Below are 16443 nucleotides of genomic sequence, written 5' to 3'. Positions count from 1 at the left end.
CTTAAAATAATGCTATAAATAATTTTGCCATAACAAAGGCAATGAGCCCGCAACCTGGAAAAGTCAAGATCCAAGCAATCAGCATTTCTTTTACAATCCGCCAATCAACACTAGATACTCGTTTTGAAGCCCCGACACCCATGATTGCAGTTGTTTTCGTGTGCGTAGTAGAAACTGGAATACCAAAAATAGAAGCCGCAAATAAACAAACTGCCGTACTTAAATCAGCTGCAAAACCTTGATAACGTTCTAATTTCACCATATCCATACCGACTGATTTAATAATTCTCATTCCTCCTACAGATGTACCAACCCCCATGGTAACAGAACAAAGAACCATGACCCAAATTGGGATAATAAATCCTGAGCCAGATTTTTCCGCTAAATTATTATAATAAAGTCCCAACATGAAAACACCCATAAACTTTTGTCCATCTTGAGCACCATGTAAAAAGGCATTTGCAGCCGCACCAAATGCTTGTCCATATGTGAAAACTTTATTCGCTGTTCTTCTAGCTACACCTCTGAAAAGGATTACAATTAGCTTCGTGACAAGAAACCCTCCACCAAAGCCCATAGCTGTAGAGACAACTAAACCAACTAGCACTTTTGTCCACTCAGCACCGTTGACTGCCCCGATTCCTCCTAAAGCCATTGCGGAACCCGTCAAGCCAGCAATCAACGCATGACTCTCACTCGTTGGAATACCAAAATACCACGCCGCTACTGACCACACGACGATTGAAAATAAAGATGCTGCTAAAGCCACCTGCGATGCATTTCCTTGTGCATCAAAACTAACGATGTTACTGATCGTTTCAGCTACCTGAGCATTAAAATAGGTCATTACTAGCGCACCAAAAAAATTCATTACGACAGCCATCCAAATCGCAACATTCGGTTTTAAAACACGAGTCGAGACAGCGGTTGCAATTGCGTTTGGAGCATCTGTCCAACCATTAACAAAAATAACGCCCATCACAAGTGTAACTGTTACAATTAGAGCAATATTCACATTGACACCACCATTTCATTTTTTCCCCTGTTATGATAGCATATTTTCTATAAAAAGTATCTACTTTTTATATCAAACTTAAATTCAAAATGATTTTCGTAGTATAAAATCACTATTTTTACTGTTAAGGAAAAAAACTTGTCATCTTTTATTGCAATGCCTGTTTGGATTAGGTATAATGATTAGTGTTGAATTACATATGGATTTTCCTGTGTAAGACCTTAATTTATCGGAGGTGAAAGAAATGCCAAATATTGAATCTGCAATTAAACGTGTACGTACTAACGCTAATAAGAATGCTCAAAATTCATCTCAAAAAAATGCAATGCGTACAGCTATCAAGAAATTTGAAGATGCTGTAGCTGCTGGTGCTGACAATGTTGATGCGTTATATACAGAAGCTATTAAAGCTGTTGATATGGCTGAAACAAAAGGATTAATCCATAAAAACAAAGCAGGCCGTGACAAATCACGCCTTAGCAAAAAATTAGCAAAATAATGATTGTTAGAAGCTAACTGATTGTTAGCTTCTTTTTGTTATAAAAAATGGGTATGAGATCACTTTTGACTCATACCCTAAAACTAGATAGACGATAGATACAGAGACAATCTTGAATTTCTAATTCAATTTGCCTATAAAGCTCCTCCATTTCTTGCACATGCATAATATAAACTTGCGAAGATCTCGTAATTGTATATTCAATTTCAGCCTGGACTTGATGAACAATCACATATTCATACATAAAATCATAGAAGATCTTATAATTTTTTCCAGAACAAACGCTCGAAAAAAAATTCTCTTTATTTTTATCGGGTAACTTGTCCAGATAATTTGAGAATAAATAATTCAAAAAGGAGCTCTTTATCCATCTTCCCCGTTTTCATTTGAAAATCATTTTCGACTAATTCGTCATAGATTGCCTCTAAACGATCTAGCTCAAAGCGTCGAACCTGTTGCAAAGCTAATTTTACACGATACGGATGAATTTTCAATGTTTCAGCAATATTCCCTTGTTGATAGCCTAATTTTACTAAAATTTTTGTTTGTAAAAATAACCGAATTTGATTTAATAAAATCGCATTTAATTTGATTGTCTCTTCCCCCTGGAGTAAGAGATCTTCATATAATTGAATCGCTTTTTCGCCATTGCCAGATAAAACGTCATTTGTTAAATTAAATACATTATGTTCTAACGATTTAGGCACAAGCTCTTTGATAGCTTCTAACGAAATTCTTTTGTTATCAAAAGAATATAAAAATAACTTCTGTAACTCCCCCATCACTTTTGACAAGTTCAAATCTGTCAGCTCTAAAAGCAATTCAAATGCCTCAGGGCGAATCTCGTATCCTTCACTTTGAATCGTATGTTCTACGTATTGCCTTACTTCACGTTCCCCCATTGGATTAACGTCAATAATTTCAGCCTGTTTTTTTATTGCTTTCGTTACTTTTTTTCGTTCATCTAATTTGTCAACAGTTGCAATAAATACTAAAATAGTCGTTGGTGAAGGTTGCGCTAAATAGTTTAATAAACTATCGATATCATGATCCAGTCCATTGGTTTTTCTTTCTGACGTTAAAAAATAAGGATTTTCGATAAAAACTAACCGATAATCACCAAAAAAAGGAATTGTTTCTGCTTCTTCCATTGCTACAGATAATGGAACTTCTTCCATATCAAATGAAGAATAATTGAATTGATCATCTTTTGTTTTGATTAATTGACTCATCAATTCTGTTTTAAATAGTTCGCTTAAATATCCTTCTGTTCCTTGGATTAAATAAACAGAAGCAAAATGCTGTTGTCTCAGTTGTTTTAATGCCTCTTGTAAGTTCATAAATTCCCTCATTTCTCTTTTCAATCCTATCACGACATTTCAAGAAATGCTAGTCTTCTTTGATGATTGTTTTAGCAGAAGACATTTTTGAAAATGGTGTCCATTCATAATAGATCATACCATGTTTATCCGTTTGAAAATGTGTTATATTTTCTTGCTCTAATACAGCTACTGTTTCTTCATGAGGGTGATTAAAGCGATTATTACGCCCACTGGAAATAATTCCATCTGTTGCTTCAATCTCTTGTATAAATAAAGGATCAGATGATGTTTTACTACCGTGATGACCTACTTTTAATACGTCTACTTTCAGGGTTGGAAATTGTTTTATCAATTGTTGTTCCCCTTCTTTTTCTAAATCACCTGTAAATAGAAAGCGTCGTCCAGAAACTTTTGAATATACTACCATTGAATCTTTATTTTCGCCCGTTCCTGCGACGGTTGGAGCAAGAATTTGCATTGAGATCGACCGACTAACTGACGCTCCAGCCAAGATTGGATAAGTTCTTGTTCCTTTTCGTTTTAAACGATCTAATAGCCGGCGAAAACTAGGTTTGTTTTCTGTACCAACAGGAAAATATATTGAACGAATCGGAATTTTTTCATTAATCGACAATAAATCACCACAATGATCCATATCTCCATGGCTGATTAAAACTTTGTCCAAATATTTTACTCCTTTACTTTTCAAATAGGGAATCACCGAATAGTCTGCATTGGCTGTTTGTTTTATTTTCACTGCCCACTTTTCTTTTTCAAAATCAACCTTGCCGCCAGTATCAATCAAAATGTTTTCTTGATGAAACGGGGTTTGAATGAAAATACTATCTCCTTGTCCAACATCAATAAAGGCAACTGTTCCAACGGGAGAAAAATACTTATTATACATCAACAGTGCTATTCCTACTCCTATCAAATATGCTTTTTTTGAACGCTTATACATCAGATGCAATAATAAAAAAAGTAAGAGGCAACTCAATAGAAACAGAACTGGAGAAAAAATACCCGTAACAATCGTGAAAGTACTATAACGATTTAGCCACTCAAAAACTAATTGCTGAATCAAAAAATAAATTTCCAAACTATCAATTAATAAGTTGATTTTAACTATAAAAGAACTCAACAAACTAATCGTTAGTACAGGTAAGATAGCTCGCTCAAAAATTGGTAATAATAAGAATGTGAACAAACTACTTGTCAACTGCCACTCGAAAAATGTTAAACCAATCAAAGGAATCATCGTAATATTTAATAAGAGAGAAAAACAATACATACGGATATATCTATTACTAATCCGTTCTACAATAGGATGTACATATATAATAAAAAAAGATAACCCATAACTTAATTGACCACCAGCTGAAAACAATAAGTAAGGTTGAAAAAATAACCCTATCATCAATGATAAACTCCAACAATCCAACTTAGACAAACGCCAGTTAAATTCTTGATTACTAAGAGAAATCATACTTTGCATCAACGCTCGAACCACGCTAATGGAAAAACCAGTCAGTCCTGCATAAACAAACGAAAATAACAATTGTAGCCAAAATAATCTTTCTACAGTGAGCCCACAACGCAAGAATAAATATCTAAAACGCCCAACAAAAAAAGTCACATGCATTCCTGATAAGCTAAATAAATGAAGTATACCCAAATTCGCTAACATACCTTCTTTTTGTGAAAATTCACTTGCTTTAAAACCGAAAATTAACGTTTTAATATGTAATGCGGTTTCTTTCAAAAATGTATTGTCACAATAATTAATAGCCTTTTTTCTGATAGTGCTTAACCAAGCAAAAATCTCATAAAATTTTGGACTTTCAGTTTCAATTTTATATATAGTACTAACCGATAAAGTTTGATATATTCTATTTTCCTTTAAATATTTTCGATAATCAAATCCATTAAGATTCGTTTGCGAAAGCGGTGTTTCAAATTCACCAGAAAGATTGATTATTATTGGTCGATTCTTTTTCTGCCAGCTTTGTTGTTCCTGTTCCGTTGCAAATCGATAAAAAGCTATTATTTTACGTTTTTCTTTTTTTTGAGTAGAAAAGCTACCTTCCAGCTGAAGACGATCACCATCGATTTTAAATTTATCAGGTAACACAGATAATTGACCCGTCACTTTTGTTGTTTCAGGAAATTTTTGTTGTTGTTCTTTATTTAAAGTCTGCCAGCAAGAAATTGTTAGAACAAGCATACATAAAACACTGATACTAATAATCGTCTTATTTCCTGTGCGAAGAACTCGACTAATAAAACAAAACCAAATAACACCTGATAGTGGGGTCGGTTCTAAAATTAAAAAAACTGTTCCTATAGTTAATAAAACTGGAAAAATCCAGTAATTATTGATCTGTTTGAGGTGCTTCTTCAATTGAAGCAATCTCTTCTTCTCCTAATTGTAGTTCAGCAAAATATTTCTTCGATAAAGTTACTTGATCTACGGTTGCACCAACTTGTTTAATCAAAGCCATCGCATACTCGTCGTTTCTATAATCTTTCAAATAATGGATTTTTTTGATGCCTGCTTGTAAAATCATTTTTGTGCATTGCAAACATGGAAAATGAGTCACATAAATTTCGGCACTCTCTGTTGGAATCCCAAATTTAGCACATTGTAACACAGCATTCATTTCAGCATGGATTGTTCGAACACAGTGACCATCTACCATATAACAGCCGTCGTCGATACAATGGACATCTCCACTGACAGATCCGTTATAACCACCTGCAATGATACGCTTGTCCCTAACTATCGTCGCACCGACCTCTAAACGTGTACATGTACTTCTTAATGATAACAACACACTTTGTGCCATAAAATATTGATCCCAAGGAATTCGTTCTAATGTCATATTCTGCTCCTTTTTAATAAGTATTTGTTGTTAAAATTCTTTTTGCTGATTGCTAAATTAAGCTTAGGATATACAAATAGTAAATTATAGAAAAAGTCTCGTCAAGAACCTGCACAAGATATTCGTAAAATAGTTGCGTATTATTATACGTAAGTCAAGAAATATTTTATATGGTAATTGAATCTTTCAATTTCTCAAACGTTTTTTCGCCGAATCCTGAAATATTCTTTAAATCTTCGATCGTTTTAAATCCGCCATTTTCTTCCCGATAACGAATAATTTCTTGTGCTTTCTTTTGGCCAACACCTGATAAAGTTTGTAATTCGGTCTCACTAGCTTGATTAAGATTGATTTTGTTTGTGTCTTTACTTTGACTCTCTTGTGAACCATTGTTTTTCTCAGACATTTGGATCTCTTCGCCTATCTTTGGTACATAGATGACCATCTGATCTGCAATTCTCTTTGAAAAATTGACTTGTTTTGTATCTGCCTCATCACTTATTCCCCCAGCAAGCATCACAGCATCCCAGACACGCATATCCGCAGTTCCTTCATACATCCCTGGTTTTTTCACAGCGCCCTTTATATCCACATATATTTGCTGAGAAAACGATTCTGTATCACTCGACTGAGATGAACTTACCAAAGTCGAGACAACCTCATCCTCTGGAAATTCATCTGAAGTAGATTTAGTCACAAAAAAAACAATAATACTAGCAATAATAATGCCGAGCAGAATCGCACCACCAATTATATATTGTTTATATTTCTTTAACAACATAGGATAATCCATTAAATTTTCCCCCCTTCTAAATAAAGATACGCATTATTTTTGTTTTTTCATGATAGAAATCATAAAATTTTATTGTATAGATGTATATAAGAGAATCTTAAAAAATTCTAGTTTAATAAGTACAGTGGCTTTTTTCATTAAAATAAAGAACAGGACGATGAAGTATCTAAAACTTCATCGTCCTGTTCTTTCACTTTTCTTTCAACGTTTCAAGATAATCTAACGCATCCTGTACGTTCTTTACAGGAACAATTTTCATTTTTGTTCCGATTTTTTCAGCAGCTTCTTTCGCTTCTTCGTAATTAGTTTTGATTCCTGGTTCAGCTTCTTTCATTTCTTTTGTGATTTCGTCATCTGGTGCAAAGAAAATTTCTGTTTCGTTCTTGCTGGCAGTGACAATTTTTTTATCAATACCGCCGATCCGTCCAACAACTCCTTGAGCGTTCATTGTTCCTGTCCCAGCAATTTTGTGCCCTTTGCGAATTGCTTTTTGCGTTAATTGCTCATATGTCTCTAACGTGAACATTAGACCTGCTGACGGCCCCCCAATATCTCCTGCATCGATTTCAACAGGAACCGAAGAATCTATCTCGGTATGATCAGTCAGACCAATACCAATACCAGCCTTTTTATCAGTTGGCAATTCAATCAATTTTCCTGTAGCTTTCTTCGATTCGCCATCTTGTAAATAACTTACAGTAACTTCTTGACCAATTTTTTGTTTTTTTACATAGTTTATAAACTCTTCACTGCTTTTAAATGTTTTACCATCAATTCCTGTAACAGTATCTCCAACTGAAATTTTCCCTTTAAAACTAGAATTATTTTCTAGAGCTAAAACGTATACGCCTTTAAAAGTCATTTTATATGAAACATCGGCAAGCTTTAATGCTTGCTCAATAGCGGCGTTTTTTGAAGAATCCATGTAATATTGTTGAATTCGATCGTATTCACTATTTGTGCTAGTCCCCATCAACTCTTCTTTACTAACTAATTCTTGAAAATCTGAGAATTTTGCTTTCAAAGCTGAACCAACTGTTGCTTTACGAACGCCAACTGTTGTTAAATAAAAAGCACCTGGTTCCGTATCTTTTTTATTATTTACTGTCACAAAATCTTTTAAATTTTCCGTTGTACCAGGTCCCTCAATATAGTAAGGGATGGGAAAAATCATAATAATAATCAATAAGATGACAACTGCGAAAGGTAGCATTGACTTAATCGATAATTTTTCTTCATGTTCATTCTTCATTTAGCTTCATCTCACGATTCTTTTTATTTAATGCATGATGAATGGGCTTTGGCAAATACGTAGAAACATCTCCGCCAAATTTCAGTACTTCCTTTAACAAACTTGAACTAATATGCGCATAAGTTTCATCAGCTAATAGAAAAACAGTTTCTATTTCTGGCGCTAAATGGTGATTCATCCTAGCAATATCTTTCTCGTATTCATAATCTTTTACATTCCTTATACCTCGGATTAAAAAGTTAGCACCTAAGTCAGAAGCACTTTCAACAGTGAGTTTCGTTTCCTGCGCAATCACTTTCACGTTATCTAAATGAGCAAGTACTTCTTTGATCAAAACGAGCTTTTCTTCCAACGTAAAAAGAGCTTTTTTATTTGTGTTTACAAAGACACCTACGATGACCTTATCAAACATCTTTGTACTACGCTCGATCAGATTCAAATGACCATTTGTCAATGGATCAAAACTTCCTGGAAAAAGAGCAATTTTAGTCATCATTTACCTCCTGCTTATAAATCGTTATTTGCGTGATACCATATGTTGTCTCACGAGATTTCATAAATGATCCAATATTTCCGGGCAGCTTTACAGATTTATCTGTCTCGCAAACAATAACTCCATTCTGACTCAGCAACTGGTAAGCAAGCATTTGCTTGATTTGCTTTTCAATTTCTTGCTTAGCATACGGAGGGTCTAATAGCACTAAATCAATCTGAGTTCCTTCTTCTTTCAGAAACTCTAATGCTTTGTTTGCGTCCATTTTTTTGATGATAAATTTTGAAGCTTCTTTTGTTACTTCGATATTTTCTTTAATGATTTTGATAGCAGAAAAGTTTTTTTCAATACAAATTCCTACATCCATTCCTCTGGACACAGCTTCAATTGCAAGCCCACCGCTGCCTGCATATAAATCTAATACTGTTCCTCCATCGAAATATGGACCAATTATATTAAAAATCGATTCTTTTACCTTATCAGTTGTAGGACGCGTACTATCACCGTCTAAAGCTTTTAAACGTCGTCCCCTATATTCTCCTGAAATAACTCGCATCTTTTAACGCTCCTTTGCATAATCAGCTAGTGTATTTTAACAATATATCAAATATACAGAAAAAAGATGAAAAATGTTTGAAATTCGCTCACATTTTTCATCTCAATTTTTATACATTTTCAGCTAAACGGATTTGAGTATTTAATTCTTCCACTTCAAACCCTTCTTCTTTCTTATACTGATATGCAGCCTTTGTTCCAATCTTTTCAGCAAAATTCATTTCTACATCGGGGCGATATGAACGCTCTACTTTACGAACAAAGTGTAGACCATTGATTTTAGCTTCTGAGCTCTCAATATTTTCTTCATTCATATAAATAACAACATACTTCATTTTGCGAGATACATAGTGAATTAGCCCAAAGCGTTTCAAAGTTTTCAATTGTTTTAAACTATATACAAAAACCACTAAACAGCGCCGTTTCTGGATAGTAAACTCTTTTCCATCATTAACTTGCATGACAATTACCTCCGCAACCTGAGTGTTTTCCTTTTTCAAAAAATGGATTTCCTGCATCTACTTTAATGTCATCTGAAATTGTTTTCGCTACTGTCATTCCCACTAAATCTAAAATCGTTTGCACACTCGTCTCAGAGAAACGGAATTCAGCCACTTCTTCACTCATATCCAACGCTCGTTTTGCCTGACGAACTGCACGTTGTTTAATACGAAAATCTGGTACATGACTTCCATAAGCTTCAATTCGTTCAAATGCATCTTTTGCATCTAAAAATGTTTTTTGTTTTTCTTGAACATTATTTGATTGATACATTGTCTGACGATTTATTTTATAAGATTCAATACTTTCGCTTGCTAAGATAGCTTGAACAAGTTTTTCTGTCTGATCTTCTATTTCAAAAAGGTTTTCTGTCACTATCATACTTATTCACTTTCCTCTGTTTGAGATATTTCTTTTTCTGTCTCTTGTAATAAGACTAACATACTTGCTTTAGAGAAAGCAATGCCAATGTTTTCATTTTCTTGATGCGCGAAACGGGAATGATACAACGAATCAGAAAACCAAGAAAGCACGGTGAATGTTGGGTCATAAACTGGCTCTGTATACATACCGGTTGCTTTTTTCTTATCTAATTGAGCAATTTTCAATAATTTTTGATATTCATCGTTTGTCAAAGTAAAAATGGTGCTTGAGATTAGTTGCTCTTTGCTATATTGCCAATTTTCTGTTCGTTCTGGTGTAAGAACATTTTTTTGATTCTTGTTTAAGGTCTCAAAAAGTTTTTGAGCATTCTTTTGACTTTCAGTATTCACGCGATAAATAGGTAAGTTTTCCTTGAGCTTTAACAAATTGATCGTTCTGATAACTTGGTTACTTTTAACAGCATCAAAACCAGAAGCCTGTCCCGTTACAGAAAAGGGCAAAACTTCTCCATCAACCAATTGATATGGCATCAATGTCAATAATGTTTCTTTATCTAGATAAGTAACTGCTGAAAGCTTACCAGTACCATGATTGAAAAATAAAATAGCAAATGTCTTATTGTCAAAAGCAATCAGAGGACGATAATTCATATCTTCTTCCATTAGTTCCACATTATAATTATTTTCTTTGTATGTAAATGCAAAATTTGAATAAATAGTCATCTGTTCTGAAACATCAGACAACTTCATACCAATCGAAAATGGTGTTGTTTCTTTTGAATCATTAAATGATTTGATTGCAGAAATTTTTTCATTCTGCACATTTATTTCTAAATAATCTGAATCTTTTTCACCATATATCCATAGCTCATAGCCCATAATTGTCTTCTGTTTTTCGAGAGGTTCCCCAAACTCAGCTATAAAATCTATTGTTTTTTTACCTATGTACGTAGCATAACCGGCAGTTGGAATTTCTTCATAAGGTAAAGCAGTATGGGAGACATTTTGACTCCCATGTTCTGCTTCTTGCTGCATTTTTTCAGCCGGGAAAAAGACTGGCTGTAAATAACCGCCTATTAGGACTATAAAGAAAACGCCTAAGAACGTTAAAAATCGTTTCATCTTTTCCCCCTACTTTTCGTTTAATTTTCTTTTACTTCTATTAATAGATCTCCTGAACTGATCGGTTCTTCTTCAAAAACATAAATATGTTCAACAATACCATCAAAGCGAGCTTCAATCGTTGTTTCCATCTTCATTGCTTCTGTTACTAACAAAGCATCTCCCTTTTTAACTTTGTCTCCTTTTTTAACTAAAACTTGGAGAACAGAACCTGACATCGTTGCTCCAATTTGCTCTTTATTGGTTGGTTCTGCTTTGCGTTTTGCTTGAACAGACGATTTGATAGACGTATCTTTGATGACTATTTCACGACGTTGACCGTTCAAATTGAAGAACAATACTCTATTTCCTTCAATATCAGGATCACCAATTTCATCTAAACGAATGATCAATGTCTTGCCTTTTTCGATTTGAACTTCTACAGACTCACCTTGGCGAATTCCTTGGAAGAACGTTGGCGTATCTAATAATGTAACATCACCAAAATTTTGATAAGAAGTATGGTAATCCAAGAATACTTGAGGATACATCAAATAACTCAAAACCTCTTCTAGTTTTGGCTCATAGCCGATTTTTTCAGCTAATTTTGCTTTTACTTTATCAAATTTTACTGGTGCTGCCAAACTTCCAGGTCTTTCAGTAAAGAATGGACGTCCTTTCAAAATAATTCTTTGCAAATCTTTAGGAAATCCGCCTACTGGTTGACCTAAATCCCCTTGGAAGAACGTAACTACTGATTCAGGGAAACTCAATTCTTCTCCATTAGCATAAATATCTTCTTCTGTTAGGTTATTTTGAACCATAAACAGTGCCATATCTCCTACAACTTTGGAAGATGGCGTCACTTTTACGATATCGCCAAACATCAAGTTGACGGTATGATACATTTTTTTGATATCATCCCACTGATGACCTAAACCAACTGCTTTTGCTTGTTGTTGTAAATTAGAATACTGTCCACCTGGCATTTCATGCATATAGACTTCTGTTTGTGGTGCGTTCAAGCCATTTTCAAATGGTTGATAATACATACGAACATCTTCCCAGTAATGGTTGATTTTTTGCGTATTATCGATATTGATATCAGGCGTACGATCACCATTAACCAATGCATAATATAAACTGCTCATGCTTGGTTGGCTTGTTGCCCCACTCATTGCACTTGTAGCGACATCTACAATATCTACTCCAGCTTTCGTCGCAGCTGAATAGGTAATAATGCCATTACCGCTCGTATCATGGGTATGCAAATGAATCGGCAAATCAGTTGTATCTTTCAATTCACTGATTAAACGATACGCTGCTTGTGGTTTTAACAATCCTGCCATATCTTTGATGGCAATAATGTGGGCACCCATTTTTTCAAGTTCTTTTGCCATATTTTTGTAATACTCAACATTATACTTTGCTCTCGTAGGATCATTGATGTCACCTGTATAACAAATAGCAGCTTCTGCAATTTTTCCAGTATCTCTAACGCTTTGAATACTTTTTTCCATTTGTGGCAACCAATTTAAGCTATCAAAAATGCGGAAAACATCAATTCCCTGTCGTGCTGACTCTTTAATAAATTCTTCAATAACATTATCAGGATAATTTTGATAGCCAACAGCATTTGATCCTCTAAACAGCATTTGCAACAATGTATTCGGCATTAACTTACGGATTTTACGTAGTCGTTGCCATGGATCTTCATTTAAGAAGCGATACGCAACATCAAATGTTGCACCGCCCCACATTTCACTAGAAAATAGCTCTGGCAATCCTTCACCAGTTAAACGCGCGATTTCTTTAAAATCTTGTGTTCGTACACGAGTTGCTAATAAACTTTGGTGTGCATCACGGAAAGTCGTATCAGTCAGTAACACATTTTCTTGTTTTTTGACCCAATCAATTACGCCTTTGGCACCATCTTTATCTAAAATATTTTTTGCGCTCACGTAATCACTACGTAATTCTAGATCAGTTGGAATACGCGGGGCATCAAAATATTTCTTTGTTGATTTTTCGATACCCGGAAAGCCATTGACCGTTACTTCACCAATATATTTCATCGTTTTATTACCGCGATCTCTTAACTTTGGAAACTCAAATAATTGCGGAGTATTATCGATAAATGTTGTTTTAGCTTCTCCTGACTGAAACTCAGAATGATCAATCACTTTGTGTAAAAACGGAATATTTGTTTTAACACCACGAATTCTAAATTCTCTTAAGCAACGTTCCATCTTTTGAATTGCTTTTTCAAACGTAAATCCATGAGTACAAACTTTTACTAGCAATGAATCAAAATAAGGGGTAACGACTGCACCAGAATAAGCATTCCCAACATCTAGACGAACGCCAAAACCTCCTGGTGAACGATACGTATCAATCTTCCCCGTATCCGGCATAAAGTGATTCAACGGATCTTCTGTTGTGATTCGGCATTGGATCGCAGCACCATTTAACGTAATGTTTTCTTGCTGTGGAATCTTCATATCTTCATGCAGATCAAGCCCTTGAGCAATTTGTAATTGAGATACTACAATATCAATATCAGTAATCATTTCAGTAATTGTATGCTCTACTTGAACACGAGGATTCACTTCTATAAAATAAAATTGATCCCCTTCAACTAAAAATTCAACTGTTCCAGCATTGATATACTGAACATGTTTCATTAATTGAACTGCAGCATCACAGATTTCTTTTCGTTTCACTTCACTCATTGAAACACAAGGAGCTACTTCCACGACTTTTTGATGACGACGCTGAACCGAACAGTCACGTTCAAATAGATGAATTACATTACCATGAGTATCACCTAAAATTTGAACTTCTATGTGTTTCGGATTGGAAATATATTTTTCAACATAGACTTCATCCGAGCCAAATGCTGCCTTTGCTTCACTTTTTGCCCGATCATAGCCTTCTCTAGCTTCTTTTTCATCATGAGCTACTCGCATACCACGACCGCCACCACCAAGTGCAGCTTTAATCATAATAGGAAAACCATGTGTATGACCAAAATCCAAAACGTCTTCTACTGTATTAATAGGCCCATCAGAACCTGGAATTGATGAAATCCCTGCAGCAACAGCTGCTTCTTTTGCTTTGATTTTATCTCCAAAAATATCTAAATGGTGTAATGAAGGTCCAACAAAAATAAGACCTTCTTCTTTACAGCGACGAGCAAACTCTAAGTTCTCAGAAAGGAACCCATAGCCAGGATGAATAGCATCAGCCCCCGATTTTTTAGCGATTCGGATAATATCTTCTATATCAAGGTAGGATTCAATCGGTTTTTTACCTTCCCCAACTAAATATGCTTCATCCGCCTTAAAGCGATGAACCGAATATTCATCTTCTGCTGCATAGATTGCCACTGTCCCGATGTGCATCTCTGTACAAGCTCTAAAAATTCGAATTGCAATTTCTCCACGATTTGCTACTAAAACTTTTTTCATTTTTTCACTCCTACCCATTTAATAAAATCAAAACATAAACGTTTAACTCTTCTCTTAGTTTAGACCGCAACAACTCTTAGAAGTTGCTACTTTTGCCTCAGCATTTATTTACCTTCATTTACTAAGCAATTGGTATTCTTGATCCATTTTTTGTTTTTTCTCATCCGCACTAATGTTTAATACAAAAGCTACGGCAATAGAAATAATCAGTACACTGTTTCCACCTTGACTTAAAAAAGGAAATGTCACCCCTGTTAAAGGAATTACTCCAGTGATTCCACCCAAATTGATGAAAACTTGTAATAACAACATTGAGCCAATACCAATACACATCAATGAGTTAAATGGTTTTTTAGAGCGAACACCCACTAAAATAATTCGAGCAATCATAAACATTAAGAGCGCTAATATAATTAATGATACAAGCAAGCCTAATTCTTCAATCGTAATAGCAAAGATGAAGTCAGAATGTGCCTCAGGTAAAAAGCCTTTTTTTTGAATACTATTTCCTAACCCTTTTCCAAACCAGCTACCATTATTTATAGCATAATAAGAATTTGCTAATTGATGTCCAGCATTTCGTTCATCCTTAAATGGGTTAAGAAAAATGGCGAAACGTTGATATACATATTGATATCTAGCTGGAATAAAACTACCTTCAGTTAAAAGTAATGTTTGGATAATAGCAATACTACCTAAAATTCCAGCACCACCAACAAGATAGGTATACATGTAATTTATACCACTGGCAAGTACCATGATAATCACAAGTAAAGTTAAAATAGCTGCATTCCCTAAATCTGGTTGAATGGCAACAAGAAAAATCAAAAAACCAACCAATAGCATTGGTCTGAATACAGCCTTTTTAAATTCTTTATCAATGTACTTCTGTCTTCGTCCCAAAATATAAGCTAGATACCAGATCACCATTATTTTTAAATACTCGGCTGGCTGCATTGAAAACGTACCGATTTCAATCCAACCTTTGGCTCCATTGATCTCTGATCCTAACATTGTAAATCGAACTGCTAGAAGTAACACAGAAATAACTACGATTGCAAACATGATAAAACCTTTAATTTGAAAAACCGTCGTTTTCATCTTATAAATGAAAAACATCGCTATCAAGCTTAGTAGCCAAAACTGTAATTGACTGACGACCATACTTGTTGGGGGTTTCCCTTGGGAAACTAGCAAAGAGGATGTTGAACTATAAACCATAATCAATCCAACTGCACTAAGGACTAAGTACGGGATTAAAATGCTATAATCTAACAGATGCCTCTTTTTTATCTTATCTGGCAAAGTTTAACCCTCCTTGCCAATCTCTTTTTTTTCTTGTGTTTCCTCATAAACGTCACTATATAATTGGTTAAGCTCTTTCTCTAAATCGCTTAACAATTGATGTCCTTGTTCTGAACTTAAAATACCTAATCGAATGGCATAAGTTACTTGGCGAGAAAAACCATACATTTGTGTGTCTACGACTTCTTCAAAAGCCTTACACTGGGAAATACATAAGCTATTTTTTTGATTGCGGATCAGCATCATGATTCTTTGAGCGTCATCGTTTAACAGCTGAATAGCAAAAACTTTTGATATGGATTCCATTTGCACTAAACCTCCCATCTTAATTATGTAATTATAGCATAATTTACGCAACAATTAACAGACATTTACTGAAATTCTCTTGCTTTAAATTCTTTTTCATTTTTACAAAAAAAGAAATATCCTCTATTTAATATTTCTACTCACATTGTTTTTTTCTAAGTTCATCTGTATGATTAATTTTCTTTCTCATCACAGCTTATTCAGATTTCAAGGATTTGAGAGAACTCGAAGAATTATGTCCAGCCCCCCTTTTGATACACGAATATTTTTTAGTTAAAACCATAAACAATTACATAATAAATAACGTAAAACCAACTCAAAGCTCCGTGAAATACTGCCCAAAAAACACTGTGCCAATTCACGTATGAAATAACTAATGCTAATGCGCATCCAAATGAAATGCCTGCTTTTGCACTCTCTTTCATGACCATTCCTCCTATGCTTACCTTTATTTTCAAGCGTTAAGCTGCAACACTTACACTTCCAGAAAAATCTTTTGCACTTTCTTCATTCGTTTTTTTAGCTAACAAGTATTCAAACAATAATTCTTTATCTGAAACACTTTC

16 protein-coding genes are annotated in these 16443 nt (G+C 34.6%); 1 reads left to right on the top strand and 15 read right to left on the bottom strand.

Going from position 1 to position 16443, the window contains the following annotated elements; all coding sequences use genetic code 11:
- Position 1: 1 nt before the first annotated feature.
- Positions 2-979: an inorganic phosphate transporter gene (locus AC4BBR_RS07150; RefSeq protein ID WP_490462084.1), complete on the bottom strand. Its 978-nt coding sequence runs from the start codon at positions 977-979 to the stop codon at positions 2-4.
- A 280-nt stretch (positions 980-1259) separates the two neighbouring features.
- Here AC4BBR_RS07150 and rpsT point away from each other — a divergent pair, with 280 nt between their 5' ends.
- Positions 1260-1514 (top strand): 30S ribosomal protein S20, encoded by a 255-nt coding sequence (gene rpsT, locus AC4BBR_RS07145; protein WP_010764753.1) that lies wholly within the window; start codon positions 1260-1262, stop codon positions 1512-1514.
- 308 nt (positions 1515-1822) lie between these two features.
- Here rpsT and holA read toward each other — a convergent pair whose 3' ends face one another.
- The 14 genes from holA to AC4BBR_RS07075 form a co-directional block, all read right to left on the bottom strand.
- Positions 1823-2854 carry a DNA polymerase III subunit delta gene (holA, locus tag AC4BBR_RS07140; protein ID WP_490461848.1) on the bottom strand — a complete coding sequence of 344 codons (1032 nt, stop codon included), beginning with the start codon at positions 2852-2854 and terminating at the stop codon, positions 1823-1825.
- A gap of 49 nt (positions 2855-2903) precedes the next feature.
- The gene (locus AC4BBR_RS07135) at positions 2904-5246 is read right to left on the bottom strand and encodes a DNA internalization-related competence protein ComEC/Rec2 (protein WP_490461847.1); all 2343 of its coding nucleotides are present in this window, start codon (positions 5244-5246) and stop codon (positions 2904-2906) included.
- Positions 5209-5718 carry a ComE operon protein 2 gene (locus tag AC4BBR_RS07130; RefSeq protein ID WP_490461846.1) on the bottom strand — a complete coding sequence of 170 codons (510 nt, stop codon included), beginning with the start codon at positions 5716-5718 and terminating at the stop codon, positions 5209-5211. Before AC4BBR_RS07130 ends, AC4BBR_RS07135 begins: the two co-directional genes overlap by 38 nt.
- A 166-nt stretch (positions 5719-5884) precedes the next feature.
- A complete protein-coding gene (locus AC4BBR_RS07125; RefSeq protein ID WP_490461845.1) occupies positions 5885-6511 on the bottom strand; it encodes a helix-hairpin-helix domain-containing protein in 627 nt (208 codons plus the stop codon).
- Positions 6512-6701: 190 nt separating this feature from the next.
- Positions 6702-7763 (bottom strand): SepM family pheromone-processing serine protease, encoded by a 1062-nt coding sequence (locus tag AC4BBR_RS07120; RefSeq protein WP_490461844.1) that lies wholly within the window; start codon positions 7761-7763, stop codon positions 6702-6704.
- The gene (gene coaD / locus AC4BBR_RS07115; protein WP_490461843.1) at positions 7753-8256 is read right to left on the bottom strand and encodes a pantetheine-phosphate adenylyltransferase; all 504 of its coding nucleotides are present in this window, start codon (positions 8254-8256) and stop codon (positions 7753-7755) included. The genes AC4BBR_RS07120 and coaD overlap by 11 nt, the downstream gene beginning before the upstream one ends.
- Positions 8249-8812: a 16S rRNA (guanine(966)-N(2))-methyltransferase RsmD gene (rsmD, locus tag AC4BBR_RS07110; RefSeq protein ID WP_490461842.1), complete on the bottom strand. Its 564-nt coding sequence runs from the start codon at positions 8810-8812 to the stop codon at positions 8249-8251. Before rsmD ends, coaD begins: the two co-directional genes overlap by 8 nt.
- A 109-nt stretch (positions 8813-8921) precedes the next feature.
- Entirely contained in the window at positions 8922-9272 is a 351-nt protein-coding gene (locus AC4BBR_RS07105; protein WP_490461841.1) for a YlbG family protein, read from the bottom strand.
- Entirely contained in the window at positions 9262-9693 is a 432-nt protein-coding gene (locus tag AC4BBR_RS07100; protein ID WP_490461840.1) for a YlbF family regulator, read from the bottom strand. Before AC4BBR_RS07100 ends, AC4BBR_RS07105 begins: the two co-directional genes overlap by 11 nt.
- Positions 9694-9695: 2 nt before the next feature.
- A complete protein-coding gene (locus AC4BBR_RS07095; RefSeq protein WP_490461839.1) occupies positions 9696-10817 on the bottom strand; it encodes a CAP-associated domain-containing protein in 1122 nt (373 codons plus the stop codon).
- Between the two features lie 20 nt (positions 10818-10837).
- Positions 10838-14266: a pyruvate carboxylase gene (locus AC4BBR_RS07090; RefSeq protein ID WP_490461838.1), complete on the bottom strand. Its 3429-nt coding sequence runs from the start codon at positions 14264-14266 to the stop codon at positions 10838-10840.
- Positions 14267-14380: 114 nt separating this feature from the next.
- On the bottom strand, positions 14381-15571 hold the full coding sequence (locus AC4BBR_RS07085; protein ID WP_490461837.1) for an FtsW/RodA/SpoVE family cell cycle protein: 1191 nt from the start codon (positions 15569-15571) through the stop codon (positions 14381-14383).
- A gap of 3 nt (positions 15572-15574) precedes the next feature.
- Positions 15575-15877 carry an Fpa/YlaN family protein gene (locus tag AC4BBR_RS07080; RefSeq protein ID WP_490461836.1) on the bottom strand — a complete coding sequence of 101 codons (303 nt, stop codon included), beginning with the start codon at positions 15875-15877 and terminating at the stop codon, positions 15575-15577.
- Between the two features lie 269 nt (positions 15878-16146).
- The gene (locus AC4BBR_RS07075) at positions 16147-16302 is read right to left on the bottom strand and encodes a hypothetical protein (RefSeq protein ID WP_490461835.1); all 156 of its coding nucleotides are present in this window, start codon (positions 16300-16302) and stop codon (positions 16147-16149) included.
- Positions 16303-16443: the final 141 nt, after the last annotated feature.

The organism is Enterococcus sp. AMC1251, from assembly GCF_058216535.1.
This window is presented reverse-complemented; position numbering and strand designations above follow the sequence as displayed.

Coding starts and splice junctions, on each gene's coding strand:
- AC4BBR_RS07130 (WP_490461846.1), bottom strand. CDS start 5,718: ATGACATTAGAACGAATTCCTTGGGATCAATATTTTATGGCACAAAGT.
- holA (WP_490461848.1), bottom strand. CDS start 2,854: ATGAACTTACAAGAGGCATTAAAACAACTGAGACAACAGCATTTTGCT.
- AC4BBR_RS07090 (WP_490461838.1), bottom strand. CDS start 14,266: ATGAAAAAAGTTTTAGTAGCAAATCGTGGAGAAATTGCAATTCGAATT.
- rsmD (WP_490461842.1), bottom strand. CDS start 8,812: ATGCGAGTTATTTCAGGAGAATATAGGGGACGACGTTTAAAAGCTTTA.
- rpsT (WP_010764753.1), top strand. CDS start 1,260: ATGCCAAATATTGAATCTGCAATTAAACGTGTACGTACTAACGCTAAT.
- AC4BBR_RS07120 (WP_490461844.1), bottom strand. CDS start 7,763: ATGAAGAATGAACATGAAGAAAAATTATCGATTAAGTCAATGCTACCT.
- AC4BBR_RS07125 (WP_490461845.1), bottom strand. CDS start 6,511: ATGGATTATCCTATGTTGTTAAAGAAATATAAACAATATATAATTGGT.
- AC4BBR_RS07095 (WP_490461839.1), bottom strand. CDS start 10,817: ATGAAACGATTTTTAACGTTCTTAGGCGTTTTCTTTATAGTCCTAATA.
- AC4BBR_RS07105 (WP_490461841.1), bottom strand. CDS start 9,272: ATGCAAGTTAATGATGGAAAAGAGTTTACTATCCAGAAACGGCGCTGT.
- AC4BBR_RS07075 (WP_490461835.1), bottom strand. CDS start 16,302: ATGAAAGAGAGTGCAAAAGCAGGCATTTCATTTGGATGCGCATTAGCA.
- AC4BBR_RS07150 (WP_490462084.1), bottom strand. CDS start 979: ATGGGCGTTATTTTTGTTAATGGTTGGACAGATGCTCCAAACGCAATT.
- AC4BBR_RS07080 (WP_490461836.1), bottom strand. CDS start 15,877: ATGGAATCCATATCAAAAGTTTTTGCTATTCAGCTGTTAAACGATGAC.
- AC4BBR_RS07100 (WP_490461840.1), bottom strand. CDS start 9,693: ATGATAGTGACAGAAAACCTTTTTGAAATAGAAGATCAGACAGAAAAA.
- coaD (WP_490461843.1), bottom strand. CDS start 8,256: ATGACTAAAATTGCTCTTTTTCCAGGAAGTTTTGATCCATTGACAAAT.